The sequence below is a fragment of the Paraburkholderia sp. GAS348 genome, from assembly GCF_050434205.1.
GTDB lineage: Bacteria > Pseudomonadota > Gammaproteobacteria > Burkholderiales > Burkholderiaceae > Paraburkholderia.
Window position 1 is genome coordinate 329,599 of sequence record NZ_JBNPVT010000004.1, and the last position, 12,607, is coordinate 342,205.

At 64.5% G+C, this 12,607-nt stretch carries 10 protein-coding genes; all 10 read left to right on the forward strand.

Annotated elements, in window-relative coordinates:
- Position 1 precedes the first annotated feature (1 nt).
- On the forward strand, positions 2-1,354 hold the full coding sequence (locus tag P3T22_RS09520; RefSeq protein WP_063496943.1) for an MFS transporter: 1,353 nt from the start codon (positions 2-4) through the stop codon (positions 1,352-1,354).
- Positions 1,355-1,368: 14 nt separating this feature from the next.
- Entirely contained in the window at positions 1,369-1,539 is a 171-nt protein-coding gene (locus P3T22_RS09525) for a hypothetical protein (protein WP_429324827.1), read from the forward strand.
- A gap of 71 nt (positions 1,540-1,610) precedes the next feature.
- A complete protein-coding gene (locus tag P3T22_RS09530) occupies positions 1,611-2,291 on the forward strand; it encodes a GntR family transcriptional regulator (RefSeq protein WP_063496944.1) in 681 nt (226 codons plus the stop codon).
- 96 nt (positions 2,292-2,387) lie between these two features.
- Positions 2,388-3,767: an amidase gene (locus tag P3T22_RS09535; protein ID WP_429324828.1), complete on the forward strand. Its 1,380-nt coding sequence runs from the start codon at positions 2,388-2,390 to the stop codon at positions 3,765-3,767.
- A 132-nt stretch (positions 3,768-3,899) separates the two neighbouring features.
- Positions 3,900-4,409, forward strand: coding sequence for a disulfide bond formation protein B (locus tag P3T22_RS09540; protein ID WP_429324829.1), 510 nt, complete (start codon positions 3,900-3,902; stop codon positions 4,407-4,409).
- 399 nt (positions 4,410-4,808) lie between these two features.
- On the forward strand, positions 4,809-6,356 hold the full coding sequence (gene xdhA / locus P3T22_RS09545; protein ID WP_082855177.1) for a xanthine dehydrogenase small subunit: 1,548 nt from the start codon (positions 4,809-4,811) through the stop codon (positions 6,354-6,356).
- On the forward strand, positions 6,356-8,803 hold the full coding sequence (gene xdhB, locus P3T22_RS09550) for a xanthine dehydrogenase molybdopterin binding subunit (RefSeq protein ID WP_063496948.1): 2,448 nt from the start codon (positions 6,356-6,358) through the stop codon (positions 8,801-8,803). The genes xdhA and xdhB overlap by 1 nt, the downstream gene beginning before the upstream one ends.
- Positions 8,804-8,930: 127 nt before the next feature.
- Positions 8,931-9,944 carry a xanthine dehydrogenase accessory protein XdhC gene (gene xdhC / locus P3T22_RS09555; RefSeq protein WP_063496949.1) on the forward strand — a complete coding sequence of 338 codons (1,014 nt, stop codon included), beginning with the start codon at positions 8,931-8,933 and terminating at the stop codon, positions 9,942-9,944.
- 96 nt (positions 9,945-10,040) lie between these two features.
- Positions 10,041-11,093 carry an adenosine deaminase gene (locus P3T22_RS09560; RefSeq protein WP_063496950.1) on the forward strand — a complete coding sequence of 351 codons (1,053 nt, stop codon included), beginning with the start codon at positions 10,041-10,043 and terminating at the stop codon, positions 11,091-11,093.
- 105 nt (positions 11,094-11,198) lie between these two features.
- On the forward strand, positions 11,199-12,563 hold the full coding sequence (guaD, locus tag P3T22_RS09565; protein WP_429324830.1) for a guanine deaminase: 1,365 nt from the start codon (positions 11,199-11,201) through the stop codon (positions 12,561-12,563).
- The last annotated feature ends 44 nt before the right edge of the window (positions 12,564-12,607 follow it).

Here is a 12,607-nt window from a genome sequence, read left to right on the forward strand (position 1 = left end):
CATGAGTTCCCCTTCGCTATCCGCCAGCACCGACGCGTCTTCCGACGCGTGGCTCGAGGCCGCCGCCCTGCGCAAGATCACCTGGCGCATCATGCCGTTCCTGTTTCTCGTCTACGTGTTGTCGTATCTGGACCGCGTCAACATCGGTTACGCGAAGCTGCAGTTCACCGGCGACCTCGGCCTTTCGAACGCGGCGTACGGACTCGGCGCGGGGATCTTTTTCTTCGGCTATTTTGTGTTCGAAGTGCCGAGCAATCTGCTGCTGAAGAAGTTCGGCGCCCGCGCGACCATCGCCCGCATCACAATGCTGTGGGGCCTGCTGTCGTGTCTGATGATGTTCGTGCGCTCGGAAACGATGTTCTACGTGCTGCGCTTTTTCCTCGGCGTCGCCGAGGCCGGTCTGGTGCCGGGCGTGGTGCTGTATCTGACTTTCTGGTTTCCGTCCGACCGGCGCGCGCGGATGGTCGCCGTGTTCATGGCGGCGATTCCGGTCGCGGGCATTATCGGCGCGCCCTTGTCGGGCTTTCTGATGTCGGCGCTGCATGAAGCGCACGGCTTGCGCGGCTGGCAATGGATGTTCCTGATCGAAGGCATTCCGTCGATCCTCGCCGGCTTCTGGGCGCTCGCCGTATTGCGCAACACGCCCGCCGAAGCCGCGTGGCTCACCGACGACGAAAAGCGCGTGATTCTCAGCCGCCTCTCGCGCGAAAACACGGCGGCTGCCGCGGCCGGCGCGGAGCAGAGTTTGGCGGTTGCATTGCGCTCGGGCCGCTTCTGGCTGCTGACGCTGATCTACTTTTGCCTCGTCACCGGCAATGCGGGCTTTTCGTTCTGGCTGCCGCAGATCGTCAAGGATCTCGGCGTCACCAACCTCGTCACGAACGGCTTCGTCACCGCGATTCCCTACCTTGCGGCGGGCATCGGCATGATTCTGATCGGCCGCTCGTCGGATATCACGGGCGAGAGGCGCTGGCACTACGCCGTGTGCTGCTTCATCGGCGCGGCGGGGCTGCTCGGCAGCGCCTCGGTGACCAATTCGATTCCCCTCGCCGTCACCGGTTTGTCGATCGCGTATATCGGCATTCTGGCGGGCTTCGGCATTTTCTGGTCGATGTCCACCACGTTCCTGCAAGGCACCGCGGCCGTTGCAGGCATCGCCGTGATCAACTCGATTGCGAATCTGGCCGGCTACGTAAGCCCCTATGTGCTCGGCATCGTCAAGGACGCGACGCATAGCGTGACCTTCGGGCTGGTGCTGATCGCGGGGGCGCTGATCGTCGGCGGGTTGGTCACGTTGATGATGCCGCGCGTCAAGGTCCAGCACGCCGCGGCGGTCACGCCGAGGAGCGCCTGACGCACGGTATTGCTGTGATTGCTGTGATTGCTGTGATTGCTGTGATTGCTGTGATTGCTGTGATTGCTGTGATTGCTGTGATTGCTGTGATTGCTGTGATTGCCGTGATTGCCGTGATTGCCGTGATTGCCGTGATTTTTGACGTGAGGACCGCGACGACACGCTCTGACAGCACCGGCGAGTAAGCTCCCGCCTGGCGCCGTCCGCGCAAAACCTTGCTCTACAATGCGGGCGACACCGCCCGCTCCCTCTTTACATGACGCTTTTGCAGACTGCCCGCCGTTCCAGTGCCCCCCGCGAGACCGCCACGGCGAGTCTCGCCGAACAGGCCTATGCCTTCGTCAAGCGCGAAATCATCACGATGCGCCTGCGGCCAAGCGAGGTGCTCAACGAAGCGGAATTGATGGCGCTGACCGGCATCGGCCGAACGCCGGTTCATCAGGCGCTACACCGGCTGGTGCATGAAGGCATGCTCACCATCATGCCGAGAAAGGGCATCATGGTCCGCCCGGTTTCGCTCGACGACGTGCTAGCGATCATCGACGTGCGGCTCGTCAACGAAAGCTATTGCGTCGAACTGGCCGCGCGCCACGCGCAGCAACACGATTTCGATGCAATGCAGGCCTTGCTCGACCGCTCGAAGATTTGCGTCGCCGCGCACGATATTGAAGGCATGATGGATATCGACCGCGAGTTCCATCTGGCGATCTCTGCGGCGTCGCGCAACCCTGTGTTGGCCGACATCCTGCGTGGGCTGCATGAACGCTCGCTGCGTTTCTGGTTCATTTCGCTGTCCGAGCCGCATCATCTCGAAGACGTCCACGAAGAACATCTGGAACTGTTTCGCCTGCTGCGCGAACGCGATGCCGAAGGCGCCCGGCAATCGGTGCAAAAGCATATCGAAGCGTTCCGCGCGACCTTATTCAACCGGATTTGACTGACCCCGATCGCGGACCCGACTGCGAAGTCAGTGGGGACCCGCCACAAAGCGATCTCAAGCTAACCGCGCATCTAACCGGATTCTCCCGACACCATGGCCACTGAATTCACGCCCTTCCCGCCGCTAGCCCAGCTTGCCGCCGACCTCGCCGCCGGCCGCACCACCAGCCGCGCGCTCGTTGAAACCGCTCTCGAACGGATCGCCGATCCGGCCGGCCAGGGCGCGGTCGCCTTCATGCACGTCGACGCCGACAACGCTCGCGCCGCCGCCGATGCGCACGACCGCCTGCGCGCCGCCGGCACCGTCCTCTCGCCGCTCGCCGGAATTCCGGTGTCGGTCAAAGACCTGTTCGATATCGAAGGCCAGCCGACTCGCGCCGGTTCCGTGGCGCTGGCCGACGCGCCGGCCGCCAAGGCAGACGCAGTCGCCGTCGCGCGCCTGAAGCGAGCGGGCGCGGTGATCGTCGGGCGCACCAATATGAGCGAGTTTGCGTTTTCCGGACTCGGTTTGAACCCGCACTACGGACATCCGCTGTCGCCGTATCAGCGCGGCGTGAAGGGCGACGAGCGGATTTCGGGCGGTTCGTCGTCGGGTGCGGCGGCGTCGGTCGCGGACGGCATGGCGGCCATCGCGCTCGGCACCGACACCGGTGGCTCGATCCGCATCCCGGCGGCGCTGTGCGGCCTGACGGGCTTCAAGCCAACCGCCGACCGCATCCCGAAACAAGGGGGCGTGCCGCTCTCTCCAACGCTCGACTCGTTCGGGCCGATCGGCGTCTCGGTCGCGTGCTGCGCGCTGGTGGACCGGATGCTGGCCGGGCTCGAGCCGCGCATCCCGGCGGCCCGGCCGCTAGAAGGGGTGCGTCTTGGCGTATTGACCAATTTCGTGACCGACGGCGTCGAACCGGCGGTCGCCGCCGCGATCGACACGGCGCTCAAGCATCTGGAAGCGGCCGGCGCGATCGTCACGGAAGTGCGTTTCGCGCCGCTCGACCGGCTGCCCGAGATCAACCGCTTCGGTTTTTCGCCGATCGAAGCGTATGCATGGCACCGTCCGCTGCTGGAGAAGCACCGCGAGCAGTACGATCCGCGCGTGCTCGTGCGCATCCTGAAGGGCCAGCCGGCCAGCGCCGTCGACTATCTGGACCTGCTCGCCGAACGCCAGGCCATGCTCGACGAAGCCGCGCGCACGCTGTGGCAGCGTTTCGACGCGGTCGTCGCGCCCACCGTGCCGGTGGTGCCGCCGCGCGTGGCCGATCTGATCCACGACGACGACGCCTTTGGCCGCACCAACGCGCTGATCCTGCGCAATCCGAGCGCGTTCAACTTCCTCGACGCCTGCGCGCTGTCACTCCCATGCCATCTGCGTGGCGACGCGCCAGTCGGCCTGATGCTGGCAGGCGCGCCGCACGCCGACGACGCCTTGCTGGCCATCGGCCGCGGCGCCGAACGGGTGCTCGACCCAATTCGCTGATCGGAACCCGAGCGGACACTGCGCGGACACCGAGCAGGATTGCGACTTGAAAGCGCGATAAGCGCCAGGGCGGGGGTTCGCGCTAGAATCGCGGGCACCCGCCCTTTCCGTTTCCAGACAGCCACACGATCCATGAATAACGACAATGCAATGCTGCGCCGCGAGCGCTCCCTGCTGGTTCTGCTTGGCCTGATCTGCGTCGGCCTCGTCGCCGGCGCGCTGTATCTGCAATACGGGTTGCATGAAGACCCCTGCCCGCTGTGCATCATCCAGCGCTATTTCTTCCTGCTGATCGCGATTTTTGCGTTCCTCGGCGCGCGCTTCAACAGTTGGCGCGGCGTGCGGCTGCTGGAAGTGCTGGCGGCCCTGTCGGCCCTCGGCGGCATCGCGACCGCCGCGCGGCACGTGTATGTTCAGGCGAATCCGGGCTTCAGCTGCGGTTTCGACGCGCTGCAGCCGGTAGTCGACAGCTTGCCACCCGCGCACTGGCTGCCGGGCGTCTTCAAGGTCGCCGGGCTCTGCGAAACGCCCTATCCGCCGATTCTGGGCCTGTCACTGCCCACCTGGTCGCTGGTTGCTTTCGTCGTGGCCTTCGTGCCGCTGGCGCTGAGCCTGATTAAGAATCGCCGCCGGATCGCCTGAGCCGGCTGTTCCGATTGAAGTAACTGGCTTCGCGCCGGCCTTTGCATCGCCTGTTGAGAGGCGGCTCGAAGGCCGGCGTTTTCACATAGGCTCGCGCCCATAAATTCGGCCATGCCAAAGCCGGAGATGGCCCGCCAGCAAGCGCTGCGCACTCCCCCGCACTCCCCCGCCCCGCTTGGTTTTCCCCAATCCGCCCCTGGCCACGCAACTTCCCGCCTCAGCGCGAATCGTACTTATCACATGACCGCTTCCGAATAAGCTTCATGCGAGTTGGGAAATATTTTCGGGACGGGGTAGTGCTATCTTCGAACCTGGATGGCGATCTACGTGCGCGAGGCCGGCTTTGGCGCGACCCCACGCGTAACGCGCGCCCGGTCCGCACTGTCTTTCGGATTCGCCATGACAACGCAAACCATCCGCTTTTATCACCAAGGGTCCGTCCGTGAGGTCGCGGGCGTCCCGGCGTCGCGCACCGTGCTTCAGCATCTGCGCGAGGATTTGCATTGCACGGGCACCAAGGAAGGCTGCGCGGAAGGCGACTGCGGCGCCTGCACCGTTGTGATCGGCGAACTGGATGCGCGCGGCGGGCTCGCGCTGAAAGCGGTCAATGCCTGTATTCAGTTCCTGCCGACGCTGGACGGCAAAGCCCTCTTCACCGTCGAAGACCTGCGCGCCGCCGACGGCGCCCTGCATCCCGTGCAACAGGCCATGGTCGATTGCCACGGCTCGCAATGCGGCTTTTGCACCCCCGGCTTTGTGATGTCGATGTGGGCGCTGTACGAAAACCAGCCGGCCACCGCCGGCCTGCCCACTCGCGATGAGATCAACGCTGCGCTGTCCGGCAATCTGTGCCGCTGCACCGGCTACCGGCCGATTGTCGACGCATCGCAGAAGATGTTCGATTACCCGCAATACCCGCGCGTGACGCTGGACCGCAAGGCGATCGCGGACCAGCTGCGCGAGATCCAACGCCGTGACACGTTCGAGTACAGCGCGCCCGACACGCGCGGCGCCGCGTTCGGCTCGCCCACCTTCTACGCACCGGTCAAGCTCGACGCGTTCGCCAAACTACGCGCGGAGCATTCCCATGCGCGCCTCCTCGCCGGCAGCACCGACGTCGGCCTGTGGGTCACCAAGCAGTTCCGCGATCTCGGCGACATTCTGTATATCGGCAACGTCGCCGAATTGAAGACGATCGAACACGACGCGCAAACGCTGACAATCGGCGCCGCCGTCACACTCGAAGACGCCTACGCCGCGCTCGCTGTCGATTACCCCGAGCTGGCCGAGATGTGGACGCGCTTCGCGTCGCTGCCGATCCGCAATGCCGGCACGCTCGGCGGCAATGTCGCGAATGGCTCGCCAATCGGCGATTCGATGCCCGCGCTGCTCGCGCTCGGCGCCGAAGTCGTGCTGCGTCACGGCGCCAAAACCCGCACGCTGACGCTCGACGCGTTCTACCTCGGCTATCAGAAAACCGCGCTCGCGGCCGGCGAATTCGTCGCGGCGCTGCGTGTGCCGCGTCCGGCGCGCGACCTGCGCTTCCGCACCTACAAGGTATCGAAGCGCTACGATCAGGACATCTCCGCGGTATGCGCCGCGTTCGCGCTGCACATCGGCGAAAGCGGCGTGATCACGGAGGCACGTATTGCATTCGGCGGCATGGCTGCGACGCCTAAACGCGCCGCGCAAACCGAAGCCGCGCTGAACGGCGCAACATGGAACGAAAGCACTGCGCGGCAAGCGATGAACGCACTCGTCGCCGATTACCAGCCACTCACCGACATGCGCGCCTCGAGCGCCTATCGACTGAAGGTGGCGCGCAACCTGTTGTGGCGCTTCCACCTCGAAACGCGCGATGACGCGCCACTCGCCCTCTTCGACGTGAATGCGTTCGCGTACGAAGCCGGCGTGCCGGACGCGGTTGTTGCGAAGGAGTCGTCGTGATGAACCGGACCGATGCTTTCGTCGAACACGCTGCGAGGCACGCCATCGCTCAGGAAAGCGAGACGGCGATCGGCGTGTCGCTGCCGCACGAATCCGCCACGCTGCATGTGAGCGGTGAAGCCACCTACACCGACGACGTCCCCGAATTGCAAGGCACGCTGCACGCAGCGCTTGGACTCTCGCGGCACGCGCACGCGCGGATCGTGTCGCTCGATCTGGATCCCGTCAGAAAAGCGCCTGGCGTGATCGCGGTGCTGACCGCCGAAGACATCCCCGGCGAGAACAATTGCGGCCCGGTACTGCACGACGATCCGATTCTCGCCGTCGACGAAGTGCTGTATCTCGGCCAACCGGTGTTCGCGGTGATCGCCGAGACTCATGAGCTCGCGCGGCGCGCCGCAGCGCTGGCCAAAAGCGATGACGTCGTGCGATATGAACCGCTCGAAGTCGTCCTCACGCCCGCCGAGGCGAAAGCCAAAAAGCAGTTCGTCCTGCCGCCGATGCATCTGAAGCGCGGCGAACCCGAGGCGAAAATCGCCGCCGCGCCGCATAAGATCCGCGGCACGTTCGAAGTCGGCGGCCAGGAACAGTTTTATCTCGAAGGCCAGATCGCCTACGCCGTGCCGAAGGAAATGGACGGCATGCTCGTCTACAGTTCGACGCAGCATCCGAGCGAAATGCAGCAGGTCGTCGCGCATATGCTCGGCTGGCCGGCACATAACGTCGTGTGCGAATGCCGGCGGATGGGTGGCGGCTTCGGCGGCAAGGAATCGCAATCGGCGCTGTTCGCGTGCGTGGCATCGCTGGCGGCGAAACTGCTGCGCCGCCCGGTCAAACTGCGCGCCGATCGTGACGACGATTTCATGATCACCGGCAAGCGCCACGACGCGGTCTACGAGTACGAAGCGGGCTTCGACGATAGCGGCCGCATACTCGGCGCGCGCGTGGAAATAGCCTTGAGAGCCGGCTATTCCGCCGACCTGTCGGGTGCGGTCGCAACCCGTGCCGTCTGCCACGTCGACAACGCGTACTACCTGTCCGACGTCGACATCGTCGCGCTGTGCTGCAAGACGAATACGCAATCGAACACCGCGTTCCGCGGCTTCGGCGGCCCGCAAGGGGCACTGGTGATGGAAGTGATGCTCGACAGCATCGCGCGTCAATTGCACTGCGACCCGCTCGACGTGCGGCTCGCCAACTACTACGGCATCGGCGAACGCGACACGACGCCATACGGGCAACGCGTCGAAGACAACATCATCGCGCCGCTGACCGATAAGTTGCTGGAGACCAGCGACTACCTCGCGCGCCGCGAAGCGATCGCCGCGTTCAATGCAAAAAGTCCGGTGCTCAAACGCGGCCTCGCGTTCTCGCCGGTGAAGTTCGGCATCTCGTTCAATGTGCCGTTTCTGAATCAGGCCGGCGCACTGGTCCACGTGTACAAAGACGGTTCGGTGCTCGTCAATCACGGCGGTACCGAAATGGGCCAGGGGCTCAACACGAAGGTCGCGCAGGTCGTCGCGAATCAACTCGGTTTGCCGCTTTCGCGCGTGCGCGTGACGGCAACCGATACGTCGAAGATCGCCAATACCTCGGCGACCGCCGCCTCCACCGGCAGCGACCTGAACGGCAAAGCCGCCGAAGCCGCGGCGCGCACCATTCGCGACCGGCTCGCCAAACTCGCGGCGAAGCAACTCGGCGGCGCCGCCGAAACGGTGGAATTCGCCAACGGTGAAGTGTCGGTGAACGGCGGCGCGATGCCGTTCGAGCAACTGGTCGGCGCAGCGTATCTGGCGCGCGTGCAGTTGTGGTCGGACGGTTTCTATACGACGCCGAAAGTGCATTGGGACGCCCAAACGCTGACCGGTCACCCGTTTTATTACTTTGCGTACGGCGCGGCGGTGTCGGAAGTGGTGATCGACACGCTAACCGGCGAATGGAAACTGGTGCGTGCGGACGTGTTGCACGACGCCGGACAATCGATCAATCCGGCAATCGATATCGGCCAGGTGGAAGGCGGCTTCATTCAAGGCATGGGCTGGCTCACTACGGAAGAATTGTGGTGGAACCGGGATGGCCGCCTGATGACGCACGCGCCGTCGACGTACAAGATTCCTGCCGTCAGCGATACGCCCACGGCGTTCAATGTGCGGCTTTATCAGAATCAGAACGTCGAGCCGACCGTGTTCCATTCGAAGGCAGTCGGCGAGCCGCCGCTGCTGTTGCCGTTCTCGGTATTCCTCGCGATTCGTGACGCGGTTGCGGCCGCGGTGCCGGGTGCGGAAAACGCGCCGCAGCTTCGCGCGCCGGCGACACCCGAAGCGATTCTCGATGCGCTGGACGCGTTGCAATCGCCCGTGACGACGACGGAACCCGCGACAGGACAACCGGCGGAACAAGCAACGGAAGCGGCAGCCACGGCTACGATCGTAATCACGCCGGATTAGCAACTTGACGAAACGTTGAACGACGTTAAGCAACTCAAAGCCAAGGCCCGACGCGACACGAACGCGTCCCGCCACGCTCAACCGGCCGCACGGACACCCCACGCGGCCACGTATGGAGAACCGCCGGATGCAAGCCTGGCTACCTGACCTGCAACACCTGCTCGCGCACGGCGACGCCGCCGTGCTGGTGACGGTCGCACGCGTCGAAGGTTCGGCGCCCCGCGAAGCCGGCACCAAGATGATCGTCACGCGCGAATCGGCGAAGCACACGATCGGCGGCGGACACCTCGAATGGAAGGCCATCGAGACCGCGCGCCAGGTGCTGCGCGACGGCATGCGCTCGCCGCACATGCGCCGCCTCGAACGCTTCGCGCTCGGACCCAGTCTCGGCCAATGCTGCGGCGGCGCGGTGATTCTCGCCTTTGAGCGCCTCGACATCGGCGACCTCGGCTGGATCACGTCGCTCGCGAAACGCGTGGCCGCGGGCCAATCGACGGTGCGTAGCGTATCATTCGGCCCCGCACCGGATGCGGTGATGCTGTCCGACCCCGAGCCGGGTGTCGATGCCGCCGACTGTCTGCTGTGGGACGGCGCCGGTTTCGACGACAGCGGCGCGCTGCTCACCGAAACCATCGCGCCAGGCGACTTCCAGGTCGTGCTGTTCGGCGCCGGTCACGTGGGCGCGGCGCTGGTTCGCGTGCTGGCCACGCTGCCTTGCACCGTGCGCTGGGTCGACGAGCGCGACGCGCAGTTTCCGCCCGTGGAAACGCTGCATGCGCCGAACGTGAAGATCGATCCGAACGACGCGCCCGACGAAGCCATCGACCAGGCCGCGCCGCACACGTACTTCATCGTGATGACGCACAACCATGCGCGCGATCTCGAGTTGGCCGAGCGCATTCTGCGGCGCGGCGATTTCGCGTTCTTCGGCATGATCGGCTCGCACACCAAGCGCAAGCAGTTCGAACATCGGCTGGCCGCGCGCGGCATCGATCCGTCGCGGATTGCGCGGATGAAGTGCCCGCTCGGCGTCGACGGCATCGTCGACAAGTCGCCGGAGATCATCGCGATCTCGGCGGCCGCACAGGTGTTGCAGGCCGTAGAGGCGAATGCGGGCGCGCATGCGGCGCAGACGGTCTGATTTGCCGCACAATCGACCCGCCGCCCCAACGCGATTGCATCCAGCCCTGCATCCCGCATCCGGCGTGAACCGACTCCAACGAACTCCTGACCGACCATGAATACAACAACCGCTGCCCCTACGCCACTCATCGAGAAAACCGCTCGCGCACCGAAGGCCGAGCTGCACATCCATATCGAAGGCTCGCTCGAACCCGAGCTGATCTTCGCGCTTGCCGAACGCAACGGCGTGAAGCTTGCGTACGACTCGATCGAAGCCTTGCGCGCCGCGTACGCGTTCACCGATCTGCAATCGTTCCTCGACATCTATTACGCCGGCGCGAGCGTGCTGCTGCACGAGCAGGACTTCTACGACATGACGACGGCGTATGTCGAACGCTGTCTCGCCGACAACGTGATTCATAGCGAAATCTTCTTCGATCCGCAGACGCATACGGAGCGTGGCGTGCCGATCGCCACTGTCGTGGCCGGCATTGAACGCGCGCTCGCCGATGCGGAAAAGCGCGGCATGTCGAGCAAGTTGATTCTGTGTTTCCTGCGCCATCTATCCGAAGAAGACGCGCTCGCCACCTTTGAAGAAGCACTACCGTTGTTCGAGCAATACAAGCATCGCCTGATCGGCGTGGGTCTCGATTCGTCCGAACGTGGTCATCCGCCGTCGAAGTTCGAACGCGTATTCGCCAAGGCACGCGCGCTCGGTCTGAAGCTGGTCGCGCATGCGGGCGAAGAAGGCCCGCCGTCGTACATCTACGAAGCGCTCGATCTGCTGAAAGTGGATCGCGTCGACCACGGCGTGCGCAGCATCGAAGATCCGGCACTCGTCACGCGCCTCGCCGATACGCGCGTCGCGCTGACCGTGTGTCCGCTGTCGAACCTCAAGCTCTGCGTGTTCGACGACATGACCAGGCACACGCTGAAGGACCTGCTCGATCGCGGCGTCGCCGTCACGGTGAATTCCGACGATCCGGCTTATTTCGGCGGCTACGTGAACGCCAACTATTTCGCCACCATCGACGCGTTGAAGCTCAACGATGCCGAGGTCTACACGATCATCCGCAACAGCTTCGAAGCGTCGTTCGTCACGCCCGAGCAACGCGGCGAACTGATCGCGAAGCTCGACGCGCACTGGCACCCAGGCGGCCCGCACTGACGGGCCAATGAATAGCAGCCGGCGGCGGCACGGGTTCGTTTCAGCGCCCGAATCAAACCGTCGTCCGCGCGGCTTAGCTCCTCACAAATACGGAGACGGTTTTTCATGACTCAATCGGCACAATCAGCCAAACCCACCCAATCAGCATTCCGCGCGCAACTGTTGACCTTCAACGGCGATCCTGCGCAATCGCCCAGCGCGGCGGTCTTCAACGAGGACGGCTTGCTGATTGTCGAAAACGGCCATGTCGTCGCCGCAGGCGCGTATGCAGCGCTCGCGCCGCAACTCGCGCCGGGCACCGTGGTGCAGGAGATGCGCGACAAGCTGATCGTGCCGGGTTTCATCGATACGCACATCCACTATCCGCAGACCGACATGATCGCGTCGCCGGCGCCGGGGCTCCTGCCCTGGCTCGACACGTACACGTTCCCGACCGAGCGCCGCTTCACCGACCCGGCCTATGCACGCGATACGGCGAGTTTCTTCGTCGAAGAACTGCTGGCTTGCGGCACGACCACCGCGCTCGTGTATTGCACGGTCCACAAGGAATCGGCCGACGCCCTCTTCACCGAAAGCGAAGCGCGCAATCTGCGCATGGTGGCCGGCAAGGTGCTGATGGACCGCAACTGCCCCGAGTTCCTGCGCGACACCGCGCAATCGGGCTATGACGACAGCGCCGAATTGATCGGCCGCTGGCACAACCGTGGCCGCCAGATGTACGCGCTCACGCCGCGTTTCGCGCCGACCTCGACCGAAGCGCAACTCGAAGCCTGCGGCGTGCTGGCGGGCAAGCATCCGGACATCTTCATCCAGAGCCACGTCGCCGAGAATACCGACGAGGTGAAGTGGGTCGCCGATCTGTTCCCGGGCCACCGCAGCTACCTGGACATCTACGATCACTACGGCCTGCTGCGCCGCCGCGCCGTGTACGGCCATTGCATCTACCTCGATGAGGAAGACCGCAAGCGCATGGCGCAAACCGGCACGGTCGCCTCGCATTGTCCGACCTCGAATCTGTTCCTCGGCAGCGGCCTGTTCGACTTCGACAAGGCCGACGCAGCCGGCATGCCGATCGCACTGGCGACGGACGTCGGCGGCGGCACCTCCTTCTCGATGCTGCAAACCATGAACGAAGCGCACAAGGTCGCGCGACTGAGCGGGCATCATCTGACGGCCACGCGGATGTTCTATCTGGCCACTGCGGGTGCGGCGGAAGCACTCGATCTGGCCGACAAGGTCGGCACGTTGAAGCCGAAGTCGGAAGCCGACTTCGTCGTGCTCGATCCGCAAGCCACACCGCTGCTCGCACGCCGTACCGCACGCACCGAATCGCTCGAAGAACTGCTGTTCGCGTTCGCGCTGCTCGGCGACGACCGCGCGATCTACGAAACGTATGCCGCGGGCAAACGCGTGCATCGTCGCGACGACGTGCGTCAGCATGCACCGCGCGTGGCAAAGATCGCGGCTTGATTGGATTTGCGGGCTGACGCCTGAACCGATTCGGGCGGTTGTAT